The following is a 16,539-nucleotide window of genomic DNA, read 5'->3' on the forward strand; positions in this document are numbered from 1 at the left end:
AGTGCCTCCTTATGAATTAGCCAACACTAACTCCTAGTTTTATAAATCAATATAGCTAGACATTAAACGAACAAATTCTGATCGGTATCCTTCTTTATCCTCACTTTTATTACTTGTTGCAAGAGAGACAATATCTTCTATTTTTTGATTTTTGATGTATTTAGAATTTCTAAGCTTCATTCCGAACCAGGCTACAGCAGCCGCAAAATTAAAATCTTGACTTACTTCACGGTTTTCTGTATCCACTACATGTACCATTTCTATGCTCTTATTTTTGTTCGGTTTTTTATACCTAAATTTTACCGTTAACAATTCGTTTCCAAAACCAGTTTTCACATTAGTTTTAGTGTATTTTAAATTGGGGATATCAATGATAAATTCGCTTTGTACTCCGGTAGGTATGATTTCGTACAGTGCGGTAACCGTATGCCCGCTCCCTAGCTCTCCTGCATCCTTGGTGTCATCCACAAAATCTTCGTCATTTAACAATCGATTCTCGTAACCGATAAGGCGATACGCTTTTACTTTTGAGGGATTAAATTCCACTTGAATCTTTACATCTTTGGCAATAGTAAACAATGTACCTCCAAATTCCTTTACCAAAACTCTTTGTGCTTCTTGCATTGTATCTATGTATGCATGATTTCCATTGCCTTTATCGGCAAGTGTTTCTAGTTTGCTGTCTTTATAATTCCCCATTCCGAAACCTAAACATGTTAAGAATACTCCTGATTTACGTTTTTCTTCAATCAATCTTTTCATATCCTTATCAGAACTCATTCCTACATTAAAATCTCCATCTGTAGCAAGTATTACCCTGTTATTACCTTCTTTAATAAAATTCTCTTGAGCAATTTTGTAGGCCAAGGCTATCCCTTCTCCTCCAGCGGTTGCTCCTCCAGATTCTAAACGATCAAGAGCATTCGTGATTTTGGTTTTATGCGCTCCAGACGTAGGTTCCAAAACGAGTCCGGCGGCACCTGCATATACCACAATTGAGACTTTATCCTTTTCTCTTAATTCTTTAACCAATAGTGAAAATGCCTTTTTAAGTAGTGGTAACTTATTTTCACTACCCATCGAACCCGACACATCAATTAAAAAGATCAAATTAGATGCAGGTATTTCACTTTTAGGCACTTCCTTTCCCTTTAAACCAATCTTCACAAGTTGAGAATTTTGATTCCAAGGGGTTTGACCGTATTCGGTGTGTATTGCCATTGGGTGATCTCCTGTTGGTTGGGCATAATCGTAGTCAAAGTAATTAATCATTTCTTCCACTTTTACTGCATCTTGAGGAACTTGAGTCCCGTTATTTATCATTCTTCTTATGTTGCTATACGAAGCCTTATCTACATCTATTGAAAAAGTAGATAGCGGTGATGTTTGTACATGCTTAAAAGTATTTTCTTCAATTTCTGTATAGGATTCATTATCTTCTATTTTAAACTTTCCAGTATGCGTTGTTACTACAACTACGCCGTTAATAGCCTTTGCACCATAAATCGATGAAGCACTCTTACCTTTAAGAACATTGATACTCTTTATTTTGGAAGGATCCATTGCTTGAATACTAACCATATCTTTTTTACTCATCACTACTCCATCTACAACAAATAATGGTTGTTTATTACTACCAACACTACTTGTTCCTCTTATGATAACATTACCGTTTCCTCGTGATTTCTGATTTCTCCTCGAAACCACTACTCCAGCTGCTCTACCCCGCAAAGCTCTTACCTTTCTTCTGCGTTTGGATTTTTTTATTGAAGAAGCCGTTATCGTAGAAACGCTATACCCCAAAGAGTGTTTTTGTCTTTTTGCTGCATACCCTGTGACTACTACTTCTTCTAACTCGCTAGCCGATACTTCGAGAGTCACATCAAGAGTACCTGAAGCAATTACCTGTATTTCTTTGGTCGCGTATCCTACATAAGAAAATACCAATGTATCTCCTTTATTCATTAAGATATTGTACACACCATCAAAATCTGTTTGTATTCCTTTGGTTGTCCCTTTGATAATGACACTTACACCAGGTAATGGAAAATTTCGATTGTCTGTAACCGTTCCCGTTACGTTCAGTTGTTGTGCTTGAGTATATCCAATACTCAAAATAAAACACATAAAAAACCCTAATAATTTCATAGTTGATCCTTTTAGATTATGACCTGAAATTATTGCTTGTTAAGATTGAAGGCAATCAACAATGAGGGAAACCTAATTTTGAATGAGGGAAATAACGAATCTAGAGGCTATGAGCTGGAACTCATCACCAATTCTAATGTTTGAGTACGCTGTACTTTCCCATTTTCGGTTTCGATAAACTGAGGGAAAAAATAGATATCTTTAGGGTGTTCGTATTTGGTAAGGGTATCCAAGTCATTGATAGCCTCTTGAATACTTAGGTAGGCTATTTCCTCATAATCTCGTTCTATAATAAGCACCAATTTATCACCAAGCACATCATCTGGCATTCCTGCAATAAAAAAACGATGACCGATCAAAAGTTGAAGTTTAGTCTCAATCTCTTCGGGATAGAGTTTTACACCTCCACTATTAATCACATTATCATAACGTCCTTTCCAAACAAATTTCTTGTAGGTTTTAAGATCTACTACATCGTTGGTGACTAGAGTCTCACTATATAATTGAGGAGCTTTAATGACCAGACAATTACGGTCATCAAGATTTAAGGTAATGTTGGGTAAGGCCTTGAAGTAGTTTGCCTCTTTTTTATCTTTTTTCTTTGGGTTTATCCTTCTTGCTGCGATATGAGATACGGTTTCTGTCATCCCATAGGTTTCATAAATTTTGGTTTTTACACCTTGTGTAAGTTCTTTTAAGTTCTCTGAAACCGGACCACCACCTACAATTAATTTTTTGATAAGGTGCAATCGGTTTAAGGAGTTATCTAGTTGCAAAGGAACCATCGCACAAAAATCGTACTGCTTGTATACTGTGTCTAAAGGATTTGTTTTTGGAGGTACCAAATCAATTTTCCATCCTAGTACCATTGCACGTACCAGCATCATTTTGCCAGCGATGTAGTTTGCAGGCAAACAAAGTAACGCAGTACTTCCTTCTTCTACCTTAAAGAATTTACCCGTTGCTTTTGCACTGTTAATCATATGTTGCTTAAGGACCTTTATTTTTTTAGGTTTTCCGGTAGACCCAGATGTTTGTACAATAATATGATCTTTTTCATTTAACCAATCCAACAAAAAACTACCTGCCTCCTGCTCATAAACCTCTCCTTCTTTAATGAAGGCATACGCAAGTCGCATCAACTCGTCTCTATCGGGATTGCGTTTATTGATCGAAAACTTTTCGTGTATTTGGGGGGTAGAAAATGTATTCCTTGATTCCATAGTCAAATTTCAATTTTCTGCCATATCCAAAGGTTATGTCTACGTAAAGAGTAGATTAATCTTTTGTTACCTCTTGCGCAATAGGGGTTGTATCTACCTCTCCAAGAAGTTTCCCTTTCCAATCTGTCCATTTGTACTTTTTAGATAGTATCAACAAGAACAATGGGAAAATTACAAAAACAGGAATTAATATTTGATATCCTGTCCCTGGATCAGAGATATCAATCAAAATAGAGTCTGTTTGTAACGCTGTCCAATCTGCAGTAACCAACAAAACCGTTATCAAATTGTTGGCAGCATGAAATCCTAGTGCTAACTCCATTCCTTCGTCCATCAAGGTGATGATCCCTAAAAACAATCCCGTACCTATATAGTATACCATGATAATAGGGCCTAAAGTTCCTACTTCGGGGTTAGCGGCGTGCAACAATCCAAAAGTAATAGAAGTAAAGACCAAGGCAACCCATCTCTTTTTTGATGCTAACCCAATACCTTGCATCAAATATCCTCTAAACATATACTCTTCAAAACTAGTCTGAATAGGCACCAAGATTATTGCCAATATCAATAATTTAATAAAGGATGTTGCTTCAAAATTTAGTTGATAATCTTCAGGAGAAAAATAATAATCAGCTCCTGTTGAAATGATAATAAAAGAGGCCATCAAACCGAACACAAAAAATATTCTTTTCCAATCCACTTTTTTTCTGGATGTAGTAAGTGATAGAATAGACTGTTGATGCACAAACTTGACCCAAAGTAATAACCCAACCAAAAAGATCACAAAAGGAATCATTAACTGGAGAAACAACCCTGTTTTCCCTACCATCTCAATTTGCTGTTTGATCACTGTGTCAGAGTCGATATCCATCAATAAAGTGACCAAATAATTAAGCCCCATAAGTCCGAAAAAACCTAGCGGCAAAGGGAGATATTTCCACATCCCCAAATTTCCTTTTTTTCCTTGTTCTATATACATATTTAATGATTCTCATTTAGGTATTCTACTACCCATTCGATATTCTTTTCGTATTTCAATTCTCCATTTGCTACCTGCAGTGGAGCTTCAAAATTATTAGTAAACAAACTTCCGGTTCCTAGTCCTTGAGGCATTGTACTCTTCAAAGTAAAGGTATACTGTGCAATAGCATTGAGACCAATATTACTCTCCAAAGCACTTGTGATCCACCAACCTATCCCCAAACTTTCTGCTATTTGGATCCACTCATTCGTTCCTTTAAACCCACCTATTAAACTTGGTTTTAGAATAATATATTGTGGTCGTATAGTTTGTAGCAGTTTTTGCTTTTCTGTTACATCAAAAACTCCGATTAATTCTTCGTCCAGAGCTATGGGCAAAGGAGTGGTATTACATAAACGATTCATTTCCTCATATTGGCCCTGCCGAATAGGCTGTTCAATACTGTGTAATTCTAATGCTGAAAGACGTTCTAATTTATTCATAGCTTCCTCCGCAGAGAAAGCTCCGTTGGCATCTACACGCAATTCAATAACATCTGAAGCGTACTTTGATCTTATGAACGACAACAACTCCAGCTCTGTTTCAAAATCTATGGCCCCGATTTTCATCTTAATACAATCAAAACCTGTATGTAGTTTTTCATTAATTTGAGTTTCCATAAACTCTTTATCGCCCATCCAGATCAAACCATTGATCGGAATGTTTTGTCTTCCCTCTGTAAAATCCGAAGGAAACAGTAAAAATGGATGTTCACTTTCTAAAGATGCGAATGCTATTTCCAACCCAAATTGTATACTCGGAAACTCGCGCATCTCTTCTAGTAATTGATCTAACCCCAGGTGGATGTTATCGCAAACCCATTTCAATTTGTCCTCATAGTCCGGACGATCATCAATACTTAATGTTCTAAGGATACCACACTCTCCTATCCCCTTTTTATTGTTATCAGAAAGGACAATAAACCAGGTTTCTTTTTGCTTTAAGACTCCTCGAGAAGTACCACTAGGTCTCTTAAAGTCTAAAATATATTTGTGATACGTTGCTTTCATTTATAAATCAATACTAGCTCCTATCTCTAACAACATTAGATCCTTGTTTTTATCAAAAAACTTGCGTTTGGCTTCTTCATGATCGATCTCTATGTATCCAAAAGTATCATAGTGCACCCCTAAAACCTTATCACATTCTACAAACTCACTAGCAAGGATGGCATCCTCTACTCCCATTGTAAAATTATCGCCAATAGGTAAAATCGCCAGATCCAGGGTATGAGACATTGGGATCAACTTCATATCCATGGTTAATGCTGTATCTCCGGCAATATAAATGGTCTTATGTTCGCCCTCTATAATGAAACCTCCTGGTTGTCCTCCATAGGTGCCATCAGCAAAACTGCTGGTGTGAATAGCATTTACATACTTTACTTTACCAAAATCAAAATCCCAGTTACCGCCATGATTCATAGGGTGTACTTCAATTCCTTTTGCTTGATAGTACATAGCAATCTCGTAATTAGAAACAATAGTTGCTTCATTTTGCCTAGCTATTGCTTCGGCATCCAAAACATGATCTTGATGTGCATGTGTAAGTAAAATGTAATCTGCCTTGATTGTAGTGATATCAATCTTATCTTTTGTCAAAGGATTACCGGTGATAAAAGGATCTACCAAAACATTGATATCTTCAACTTCTATCAATAGTGTATTATGACCGTAAAAGGTAATTTTCATGAGTATGCAGTTTTGATGATTTGTGTTGCTGAAATTATAAAATCTGTCCCAGACTAAATAACAACGCCAGCAAAAAAGTAGATAATGCTACTTTTTTTAACTCAGGATCCAGTAATTCTGTATTAGAAGTCTTGTACACCTTTACCAAATGAATCGTTAGGGGTACGAAAGCAATAAGAAACAACGCATCATTTATGTCTTGATAGGTTTTCCATAAGAAAAGGAGCATCGCACACATCCCAATACCTATAATTGTGAAATGATATCGCCTGGCTTTGTCAATTCCCAGCTTAACTACCAAGGTATTCTTTCCTACTTTTTGATCATTTTGAAAATCACGCATATTATTTAGGTTCAGTACGGCAGTACTCAACAAACCAATAGTGATCGCAGGTAAAAATACCAGACCATTCAATTGTTTGGTAAATAAGAAGTAGCATCCTACTACACTTACCAATCCGAAGAAAATAAAAACAAATACATCTCCTAAACCTCTATAGCCGTAAGCAGAATTACCAACAGTATATTTTATAGCCGCAACAATGGCACCGATACCTAATACAAAAAAGAATAAGGAGTAAAAGAAGTTCTCTTTTCCAAAAGACACATAAATTAGCGCTATTGCCATACAAAAGGTGATGATAGCTGTACAAACAATACCTGTAAACATTGCTTTTTTGGTAATTGCTCCACTTTGGATGGCTCTTTCTGGCCCTACGCGATCTTTATTATCTGTTCCTTTTACCCCATCTCCATAATCATTGGCAAAATTTGATAAGATTTGCAGACCTAATGTGGTGGCAATAGCCAACCAAAATATAAGCGTAGCATAAAAAGGAGCTGCTCCTTCCAGATTACCGATTACCTCTTTATCACTATAATAAGAATTCAACACAACATTATTAAACATAGCCGATCCGGCAATAATTCCTGAAACGGATAAAGGAAGTGTTCTAAGTCTAGCTGCCGAAATCCAGGCTTTTAGTTTGCTCATGGTAATCATTTAGATGTCAAAGGAACATCATTTTCATTTAAAAAAAAACAAAAATTAAATTTTCAATTCTTTAAATTAGCAGTATGCAGCAGATCCTATTTCTTGAATTTCCTTCTTTTAATCTGTACAGCACACCACTTTTGCTATTAGTGTTACAAGCGTATGTCTTTGCAGTATTGCTTTTGATGCGATATTTTAATCAAAAGTACCTTCCTGCTTTACTCTTAGCGCTACTTATTTTCATAACGGGATATCATAGAACCACCTATACTATTGGTTTTATGGAATGGTACGACACCTATCGAAATACCAAAATCAATTATTGGTTAATTGCACTTAGTCTGGCTGTAGGACCTTTGTTGTATTTTTATGTAAAGTCTATTACTACTCCGAATTTTAGATTTAAGAAAAAAGATTTTTACCATTTTGTGCCTGTTACTCTTTTTGTGATTTATAAAATTTCGATTTTTATTTACGATGCCTCCTTACCTGGTTTTGATGAAACTCAAAATGGATACTTAAAAATACATCTGGATGAAAAGTACGTTCAACCATTAGTTGGGATTGTAGAAAGTCTACAAATGCTATTGTACTTGACCTTTACATTGCAGTTATACTATGCCTACAAAAAGAAGATCCAGCATTTCTTTTCGAATACCTACGCTATAGAACTCAACTGGATACGTAACTTTTTGTTCATCTACTCTTTTCTCTTTCTGTACAGCATTTTTGAAGGTGTGATTGGAGATTTAATTGTTGACCTGCACTGGACCCAACGATGGTGGTATCAGTTCTTCTCGGCTTTGGCGATTATTTATATTGGCATAAAAGGGTATTTTACAGATACCAATACGCTCAAGAATTTGAATTTTGAGGTCATTCCTTCTTCCGAGAAAAAAACTATTGATTCTACAAAGGACAATAGCATTTTGGAAAACAAAACTAAACTCGAGCAGTTTATGAATGACGAAAAGCCCTTTTTGAATCCTGACTTGAATTTGAAGGAACTATCTAAAATGCTAAAAATAAGTGTTCCTGTTCTTTCTGAAACTATAAACAGTGGTTTTCAAAAAAACTTTAATGATTTTATCAACGAATATAGAGTGAAAGCAGTACAGGATATGCTTAAGGAAGGAAAACAAAAACAACTCTCCTTGTTAGGAATTGCCCATGAGTGCGGTTTTAATAGCAAAGCAACATTTAACCGAGTATTCAAAAAATTGACCAATTCCTCTCCCTCAGAGTATGCCATGCAGCATCAATAATTACTACATTCATTTTTATCAATATCGCAATTCATCTTCTATCGATTTTTGTAAGAGTTTTTATAGATTAGCGTTTTAAACCACCTAGAACTTATGAATAATTTCGCAAGAATCACTTTGTTTGCGCTGATGTGCGTACTTTTTGCGTGCAAAAGCGACTCTAAAAAGGAAAAAACGGAACAAAAAGATGTTTCGGATACCGCATCTACTGCTAGTAAAAAGAAATCAGAACCTTTCATTTGGGAAGGAGCCAATGTCTACTTCCTTCTAACCGATCGTTTTAATAATGGAGATACAGAAAACGATATTGTATTAGAAAGAACCAAAGAAACAGGGAAACTAAGAGGATTCCAGGGAGGAGACATCAAAGGGATCATTCAAAAAATAGAAGAAGGGTATTTCAAAGACTTAGGCATCAATGCCATTTGGTTTACTCCAGTGGTAGAACAAATCCATGATAGTGTGGACGAAGGTACCGGAAATACTTATGCTTTTCACGGGTATTGGGCCAAAGACTGGACCAAAATCGATCCCAATTATGGTACTTATAATGATTTGAAACAATTGGTTAAAGTAGCACATGATAATGGTATTCGAATTTTGATGGATGTCGTTTTGAACCACACTGGACCGGTAACCGATAAAGATCCGGTATGGCCAGATAATTGGGTACGTACAGAACCTCAATGTACCTATAAAGACTATAACAGTGCTACGGTATGCACACTAGTAAAGAACTTACCGGATGTAAAAACGGAAAGTAATGAAGAAGTAGAATTACCACAAGCACTGATTGATAAATGGACATCTGAAGGCAGATTAGAGATAGAATTAGCTGAGTTGGATATCTTTTTTACCAAAACCGGGTTAAAACGATCTCCTAAAAACTATATCATTAAATGGCTTACGGATTATGTGCAAGAGTTAGGAATTGATGGGTATCGCGTAGACACCGTTAAACATGTAGAAGAAGATGCATGGAAGGTGCTGGAAGAACAAGCCAAAGTTGCCTTTGCCGAATGGAAATCAAAACACCCCGATGAAGTATTGGACGATAATGACTTTTATATTCTTGGGGAATTATACGGCTATGGAATTGATAGCAAAAGATATTACGATTTTGGAGATAAGAAAGTAGATTATTTTGCTCATGGTTTTGATAACATGATTAATTTTCAGTTTAAGTATGATGCCAAACAATTGGATTATGAAACCCTTTTCAGCAAGTATAGTACAATTTTAAGCACTAGCCTTATTGGGAAAGGGGTCATGAACTATATCAGTTCTCATGACGATGGTGATCCTTTTGATAAGGAAAGAAGTAAAACCTACGAGTCTGCGACAAAACTCCTGCTTACTCCAGGAATCTCTCAAGTATATTATGGAGACGAAACGGCAAGACCATTAATCATTGAAGAAACCGAAGGTGATGCTACTTTACGCTCTAATATGAATTGGGATGCTTTAGAAAATGAAACAACAAAATCTTTATTAACTCACTGGCAAAAACTGGGAACGTTCAGAAAAGAGCATCCTGCAGTAGGTGCTGGTAAACACAAAATGATCTCGAATGCTCCATATGTGTTTTCGAGAACATATAAACAAAATGGCATTTCGGATACGGTTGTTGTAGGGTTAGAACTTCCAACAGGAGAAAAAATAGTTCCCACTCAAACTCTTTTTGAAGAAGGAACTACAGTAATTGATCATTATTCGGGTATAGAAGCAAAAGTTACCGATGGTAAAGTAACACTAAGCACTTATGAAAACATTGTTCTCTTAGCCCAGAAAAAATAAGGCTTTATAGACGAAGTCTCAAAAGAATAAGACGGCTCAAATCATAATTTGAGCCGTCTTATTTTGTTATGAGGCGTGGGTATCATTGAGGTTTTGGACTTTTGAACTGTTCAATCATCAAAATCTAAAACAAATGAAAAAAGTACTTAAAACGATAATCACGCCTACCTTAATGAAACATTGGTCAATAGATTTGGCCTTCGCTATTCCTAGAGTAATATGTGGGGTAGCCCTAGCCATCAATTTTGGAGGAAGCAAATTTGGAGTACCATGGAGTCCTGAAGGGTCACCAGAACTAGGTTTATTCGAAGTAGTAGATTGGTTTCCTAAAGATATCGCAGCATATGGAGGTATTTTTGCCATGTTCCCCTTATTTTTTGCCTGGATGGGTGCTGCTAGCGAAGCTATAGGCGGAGTATTTCTTGCTCTTGGTTTAAAAACCAGAGTTGCCTCATTCTTTATCATGTGTACCATGCTGGTTGCCATATTCTTTCAAAAATGGGACGATGGCCTTTGGGGCATGCTTCCTGCCATGGGATTCTTATGGCTTTCTATGTATCATCTTGTGCTAGGTTCTGGCAGGTTCGGTCTGGACTATCTACTCTCTCGGCAATGGTCCCGAAACAAGACTAAAGTATCTACTCATATTCATTTCATCTAAAAAAACAATAATTCAAAATCAAAACATTATGAGAACACTAACATTTTTATTTTTCCTTATGGGATGCATTGGATATGCTCAAATAAAGGGTAACGGAATCATTGAAACCAAAAAATTCGACGTCAATAATATACATACCATAAAGATCAACTTTTATGCCGATGTATTGATCGATGCAGCCCAAGAAGAATCATTAACTATTACCACAGATAATAACTTATTTCAAAACATCGACAAAGAAGTAGTAGATGGAGTGTTATCCATAGGACAACTAGAATGGATTCAACCCACAAAGAAAGCCAAAATCATTATCGGAGCTCCTGCACTAGAAGCCGTTGAGCAGGGAACCCATGATACCACCAAAATCATTAACCTGAATACAAAAGAGATACGATTAATGGCATTGGTAGGTAAAATAATAGCCAAAGGCAAAACTGAAGAGCTGCGCATCGGAAACGAAGTAGGTACTGTAGATGCATCAGGCCTTATCGCAGAAAACGCAACTATCCAAATTTGGAGTTGGGGAAGCGCCAAGGTAAATGTGATGAACACCTTGAATTCTGATCTAAATGACAATGCAAAGTTAATCGTAACCAATACCCCAAAATTCTTGAAAGGAGATAGCAAACGAATGATCGCAAAATCTAGTATTAAGAAAGATGTTTCTATCGAGTACATCAATTTCAAAATTAAGAATAACTCATTCTCTAGAAACAACTTTTTTGTCGTTGGGCCAAAACCCGATGGTTCCAAGTTCGGGTACGGTTTCCCAATGATGCCAGGTTCGGTAAGAAAAGAAAACTGGACAACAGGTACCAAAGTATACAAGGTTAATTCGCTTGGATTTAGAAAACTTTTGGTCACTATCAAGGCAGAAGATAAAGACCAAATCGTAAAACTTTTTTAAAACCGATAGGTATAAAGAAGAACTTACCTCCTTAGGACTAAGGAGGTAAGTGTTGGGGAAAACAAAAAAAGTAAGGGAAAAATTGTAATTGGAATACTTTTCAAAGATAAAGAGGTTTGGGGTATAAACGGTTACGGTTTTACCTCAAACTTTAGCAGGAATACTAGTATTTGTTAAAATAAAACAGTTTAAACAACTGACAATCAACAGTATATATAAAAAACCCATTTATTGTTAAATTATCGTAAACAGAAAAATAATTGTAATGTTTGAATAAAATACCGGTTTAGTGGTTTCAAAAGTTCAGGAAAAAATTAAATTTGCAGTGATAATTTAATTAACCATCATATAATTAATATCATTGGAAAATAAAAAAGCCATCAAATTAGTAGACAAGATTGTTGCAGATCTTGATAACACCGGAATCAATTCAGATGCTCTTATTGAAGATCTAAAATCACTTAGAGAGTATGCGTTACAGGAAGAGGTACCTTTGGTAGTAAAAGTACTTAGATACACCTACGAACATATCGAGGAGCATAATTCTTTTCTGGTTCCCATCCCAGATGACGAACCTATAGAAGATGAAGAAGCTGCTAACGAGAGTACACCTGGATCTGATCCAGTAGAAAGTCTAAAATATCTTGTGTCGCTTACCAAAAGTTTAAATAACAAAATGAACATCTCTGATTTGAGAGAATACAGAGATGCGTTGAATAACTTTTAGGACTTATCTCTTAGTTTCCTAATGCACTATCGATAGTAGATAAGTACTCTTGATATAAAATTAGATTATTGTGGGATCCGTCGGGTACCACAATAAACTTTTTATTTTTGTTGAGTATGCTTTCAAATAATCGCTTTCCGGATGGAAAAGGCACTACCTGATCATTAGTTCCATGGTAAATCGTAATTGCACAACGCACATCTTGAATCATCTCATGAGATGGAATTCGATATTTTAGAATGCTCGTAGTGGGAATGAATGGGAACTTTGTCTCAGCTATCTCTTGTATGCTGTAGTATGGAGTTTCTAATACAAGTCGTTCAGGTTTATTATCTGCAGCTACTTTAATCGCTACTCCTGTCCCCAGTGACCTCCCATATACAACGATTTCATTTTCCGGAAAATGTTTTAGGACATACTCATAAAATAGTTGTGCATCGTCATATAATCGCTGTTCAGTTAAAACACCAGTACTCTTACCATACCCGCGATAATCCATAATTACCACATCATAGTTTTTTTCCACAAAAAAGGTGGTGAGTTCTCCCCAACGTCGTAAGCTTCCGCTATTACCATGAAAATATAGAATGACACCATTTGGGTCTTGGTTTTTAAAATGAATTCCATGAAGCTCTGCTCCATCTTCAGAAGGTAGATAGATCTCTTCGAATACATAATCAAATTCAAAAACAAAATCTTTGGCTAATACTTCAGGATGAAATAGAATTTTTTCCTGAAAAAAATAGAGTAGCAATATCAGGACAGCATAGAAACCCACCAGCCAATAAAATATGGTTTTCAGTCTACGCATTAACTTGTTTTGAAGAATGATTAACTCCAATGCTAGTTTCAGAGAAATTGATTCTTTTCATTCTGGAATTAATGATTTCACCCAACATTCTATGGTATGATTCAAAATTATTCAAATTTTTGTGCCCTCCTCCTATTACCGTATACAGTCTCGTCAGTTTTGGACGAATCTTGGATAATTTTACGCTGGATTTAAAAGGAATTAACTTATCATGCGTCCCATGAATGATATGTATGGGGCAATTAACATATTTTAACCATTTATACGTTGGTATAGGGTATCTCATGATCAAGGATACGGGCATAAAAGGAATAAATTTAGCGGCTACTTTGGTCAAACTATAATAAGGTGCATCCAGAATTAGCATTTTAGGATTATTAATAGACGCTAGCTTAGCCGCAAACCCTGACCCCATAGAACGACCATATAGAATGATATATTTCTCGTTTACTTTTTCTTTAATCTTGTTATAGACAAATTGAAGATCTCGTTTTAAAGCTTTAAAAGAGCGTCTTCCAGTACTTTTACCAAACCCTCTATAATCCAACATCACTACTTCATAACCGTGTCTGGTAAAATCTACTGCAAATTTCCCCCAACCCTTAATACTTTTAGAATTTCCTTTAAGGTATAATACCACCCCTTTGGGTTTCTCTACCTTGAAATGCAATCCATTAATAATGGCTCCATCCCTTGTCTTCAGGTTATATTCTTCTACGGTTTGGTTGTTGTAATAAAACTCGAAATCTTTGTCTAATTTTTCTGGTTTGAAAATGAAATACTCTTGCAGATAATATAATGCAACACTAATAATGATATAGATCACCACAAGAGCAAGTAATATGTATCCCCAATTTGGCATTCCAAAAAACTTTTGTAATGATCTAATTTACAAAATTTTAAACAAAAAAGGGTAAGAAAAATCCCGCCGAAGCGGGATTCTAAATAATTCTTAAGATATCGTTATCATTCTTTATCGCCTAGCATCGTAGATTCTGAAACGAACCCCTACTCGTGCATAGAAATCAAAAAACTTACTATCTGTATCCGTAATATTGTCTACAAAGTCATTCATGGCACCTACTTCGGCCATGATATCAAACATTTCACCTACCATTTGCGAGAATCCAATACCGTAAACCCCACCAATGACTAGTTTTTCATAGGCATCATCTTCCAACTCTTCTCCTCCTATTTCAAAATTAGTATTTACTCTAAAAGAAGGTCCGACATTAACAAATCCTCTAAAACGATCTTTACCCTCTCCGGTGAGGTATCGAAATTTTGGATTAAATCCGATTTGCAAAGCTTTTACATCTACATTTGCACTGCTCCCAGGAATATTTACACCAGAAAAACTTCCAGAAGTAAGGTCTAACTCACTACTTCTCTGCAAAATCTCCAAAGAAAAAACAATACTGGTTCTAGCTCTTACCCCCATAACATACCCATAACCGGCATTCAAAAAGAACCCTGTTCCTGTGCTGCTATCAATATTATCTAGGTTTAATTTAGAAAAAGTGGCTCCACCGGATATTTCCCAGCGATATTGTCCATAAAAAGTGGTAGTGCATCCTAACACTAATAAAAAGAAAATGATTTTTTTCATAACTATGGTTTTGACTTGAGGTTGTACTTAGCGACGAAAATACTAAAATTTAAAGAACAGCCATAAAAAAACCTGTCTTTAAGAGACAGGTCATAGCGTATACATCGTATTGAAGTATTATTCTTTATGCATAAATGCTTGTTTCTGTAATAAAAATTCTTCTGTTTCTACCACATCCTCATCGGGTACACAACAATCCACCGGACATACTGCCGCACACTGTGGCTCCTCATGGAAACCTTTACATTCTGTACATTTATCAGGTACTATATAGTAGATCTCATCGCTAACTGGTTCCTGTGCTTCATCGGCATTCACCGCTTTCCCACCAGGCAAAACTACGTCACCGTTTAAATCGGTTCCGTCAGAATATCTCCAATCGTCTGCGCCTTCATATATTGCTGTATTTGGACACTCTGGCTCACATGCTCCACAGTTTATACATTCATCTGTTATTATAATTGCCATAGCTCTTTTTTATTCTAAATTTGCAACACAAAAATAACTCCTAAACTAGTGATAAACAAATAAGAAATGGTATTAAATGATCGAATTAACGCTTTTGCAAAACTCGGAGAGTTTCTAAGCCAATTTAAATCTACTGGTTATGAGAAAGTTAATACCAATAACGCTGATGATTCATTTTTTGATGAAATGATCCAAAAAATTGAAAGTGCAAAGCATTACAACGGGTGGTTTACCAAGGAAAACGTCCTTTTTGCTGTTGATGAATGGAGTAATGCACTAACCGAAGCAAATCTAAAGCAGTGGTTATCTGCTTATGAACTATCCCATATGACTCCAAAAACTGTTGGAGTAATCATGGCAGGAAATATCCCTTTGGTTGGATTTCATGATTTTCTTTGTGTTTTGATTTCTGGTCATAAAATACTGATCAAACAGTCCACGAATGACAATCAACTACTTCCATTTCTTACTTCGTATTTGATTGAAATAGAGCCTCGATTCAAAGATTATATTTCCTTCACTACAGAACAGTTTTCTGATTATGATGCCATTATCGCTACCGGAAGTAATAATACATCGAGGTATTTTGAACATTATTTTGGCAAGGTACCCCACATCATTCGAAAAAATAGAAATTCTGTAGCCGTTCTTACTGGTGAAGAAACCAAAGAACAGTTAGAAGCTTTGGGGAAAGATATTTTTACTTACTACGGTTTGGGATGTCGCAATGTTTCTAAAGTATATGTTCCTGAAGACTATAATTTTGATACACTTTTTAACGCTTTGTACGGATATCATGCAATTATTGACAGTCAAAAGTATGCCAATAACTACGATTATAACAAAGCGGTTTACCTAATGAGTAATTACAAATTGTTTGATAATGGATTTTTGATGATGAAAGAAGATCCTAGTTACTCCTCTCCTATTGCAACACTGTTTTATCAAAAGTATGGATCGGATGAAGAAATCTCACAAATTCTAAAAGAAGATAATGATAAAATACAATGCATTGTAGGCGCGAACAAAACCCAAAAAACTGTTGATTTTGGACAAACTCAAAGCCCTGGTCTTGGAGATTATGCTGACGGTGTTGACATTATTGAATTTTTGACAAAAATTAACTAAATAATTTATCATTTTAATAATGCATTTGTATAAGATTATTAGCACCTTTGTGGTGTTTTTTTCAATCTTATTTGAAACAAAACTCAAGA

At 35.8% G+C, this 16,539-nt stretch carries 16 protein-coding genes; 6 read left to right on the plus strand and 10 right to left on the minus strand.

Features of this window, described 5'->3' with window-relative positions; all coding sequences use genetic code 11:
• Nucleotides 1–39: 39 nt before the first annotated feature.
• The 6 genes from ACXAGJ_RS02915 to menA all read right to left on the minus strand — a co-directional run bounded on the left by ACXAGJ_RS02915 (nucleotide 40) and on the right by menA (nucleotide 7,077).
• Nucleotides 40–2,148, minus strand: coding sequence for a vWA domain-containing protein (locus ACXAGJ_RS02915; RefSeq protein WP_474836952.1), 2,109 nt, complete (start codon nucleotides 2,146–2,148; stop codon nucleotides 40–42).
• 107 nt (nucleotides 2,149–2,255) lie between these two features.
• Complete coding sequence (locus tag ACXAGJ_RS02920) at nucleotides 2,256–3,371, minus strand: AMP-binding protein (RefSeq protein WP_474836954.1); 1,116 nt, start codon at nucleotides 3,369–3,371, stop codon at nucleotides 2,256–2,258.
• A 55-nt stretch (nucleotides 3,372–3,426) separates the two neighbouring features.
• Nucleotides 3,427–4,350 (minus strand): lysostaphin resistance A-like protein, encoded by a 924-nt coding sequence (locus ACXAGJ_RS02925; protein WP_474836956.1) that lies wholly within the window; start codon nucleotides 4,348–4,350, stop codon nucleotides 3,427–3,429.
• 2 nt (nucleotides 4,351–4,352) lie between these two features.
• Nucleotides 4,353–5,402, minus strand: a complete 1,050-nt coding sequence (locus tag ACXAGJ_RS02930; RefSeq protein ID WP_474836958.1) for an o-succinylbenzoate synthase — start codon at nucleotides 5,400–5,402, stop codon at nucleotides 4,353–4,355.
• Nucleotides 5,403–6,083: a metal-dependent hydrolase gene (locus ACXAGJ_RS02935; protein ID WP_474836960.1), complete on the minus strand. Its 681-nt coding sequence runs from the start codon at nucleotides 6,081–6,083 to the stop codon at nucleotides 5,403–5,405.
• A 34-nt stretch (nucleotides 6,084–6,117) separates the two neighbouring features.
• Nucleotides 6,118–7,077 carry a 1,4-dihydroxy-2-naphthoate octaprenyltransferase gene (gene menA, locus ACXAGJ_RS02940; protein WP_474836962.1) on the minus strand — a complete coding sequence of 320 codons (960 nt, stop codon included), beginning with the start codon at nucleotides 7,075–7,077 and terminating at the stop codon, nucleotides 6,118–6,120.
• 83 nt (nucleotides 7,078–7,160) lie between these two features.
• On the opposite strand from menA, the gene ACXAGJ_RS02945 reads away from it, so the two are divergent.
• From ACXAGJ_RS02945 to ACXAGJ_RS02965, 5 genes are all read left to right on the plus strand, one after another.
• Complete coding sequence (locus tag ACXAGJ_RS02945; RefSeq protein WP_474836964.1) at nucleotides 7,161–8,342, plus strand: helix-turn-helix domain-containing protein; 1,182 nt, start codon at nucleotides 7,161–7,163, stop codon at nucleotides 8,340–8,342.
• A gap of 93 nt (nucleotides 8,343–8,435) precedes the next feature.
• Nucleotides 8,436–10,139: an alpha-amylase family glycosyl hydrolase gene (locus ACXAGJ_RS02950; protein ID WP_474836966.1), complete on the plus strand. Its 1,704-nt coding sequence runs from the start codon at nucleotides 8,436–8,438 to the stop codon at nucleotides 10,137–10,139.
• 133 nt (nucleotides 10,140–10,272) lie between these two features.
• Nucleotides 10,273–10,800 carry a DoxX family protein gene (locus ACXAGJ_RS02955; RefSeq protein WP_474836968.1) on the plus strand — a complete coding sequence of 176 codons (528 nt, stop codon included), beginning with the start codon at nucleotides 10,273–10,275 and terminating at the stop codon, nucleotides 10,798–10,800.
• Between the two features lie 28 nt (nucleotides 10,801–10,828).
• Nucleotides 10,829–11,707: a GIN domain-containing protein gene (locus ACXAGJ_RS02960; RefSeq protein ID WP_474836970.1), complete on the plus strand. Its 879-nt coding sequence runs from the start codon at nucleotides 10,829–10,831 to the stop codon at nucleotides 11,705–11,707.
• A 361-nt stretch (nucleotides 11,708–12,068) separates the two neighbouring features.
• Nucleotides 12,069–12,434, plus strand: a complete 366-nt coding sequence (locus ACXAGJ_RS02965; protein WP_474836972.1) for a hypothetical protein — start codon at nucleotides 12,069–12,071, stop codon at nucleotides 12,432–12,434.
• Between the two features lie 10 nt (nucleotides 12,435–12,444).
• On the opposite strand, the gene ACXAGJ_RS02970 is transcribed toward ACXAGJ_RS02965, so the two are convergent.
• The 4 genes from ACXAGJ_RS02970 to ACXAGJ_RS02985 form a co-directional block, all read right to left on the minus strand.
• Nucleotides 12,445–13,245, minus strand: coding sequence for an alpha/beta hydrolase (locus ACXAGJ_RS02970; protein WP_474836974.1), 801 nt, complete (start codon nucleotides 13,243–13,245; stop codon nucleotides 12,445–12,447).
• Nucleotides 13,238–14,107 (minus strand): alpha/beta hydrolase, encoded by an 870-nt coding sequence (locus ACXAGJ_RS02975; protein ID WP_474836976.1) that lies wholly within the window; start codon nucleotides 14,105–14,107, stop codon nucleotides 13,238–13,240. Before ACXAGJ_RS02975 ends, ACXAGJ_RS02970 begins: the two co-directional genes overlap by 8 nt.
• 111 nt (nucleotides 14,108–14,218) lie before the next feature.
• On the minus strand, nucleotides 14,219–14,854 hold the full coding sequence (locus ACXAGJ_RS02980) for a hypothetical protein (RefSeq protein ID WP_474836978.1): 636 nt from the start codon (nucleotides 14,852–14,854) through the stop codon (nucleotides 14,219–14,221).
• A gap of 117 nt (nucleotides 14,855–14,971) precedes the next feature.
• A complete protein-coding gene (locus ACXAGJ_RS02985; protein WP_473280138.1) occupies nucleotides 14,972–15,322 on the minus strand; it encodes a 4Fe-4S dicluster domain-containing protein in 351 nt (116 codons plus the stop codon).
• Between the two features lie 66 nt (nucleotides 15,323–15,388).
• Between ACXAGJ_RS02985 and ACXAGJ_RS02990 the strand changes: the two genes are divergently transcribed.
• A complete protein-coding gene (locus ACXAGJ_RS02990; RefSeq protein ID WP_474836980.1) occupies nucleotides 15,389–16,450 on the plus strand; it encodes an acyl-CoA reductase in 1,062 nt (353 codons plus the stop codon).
• Nucleotides 16,451–16,539 lie beyond the last annotated feature (89 nt).

It is taken from the genome of Aquimarina sp. AWH4_224 (assembly GCF_056160245.1).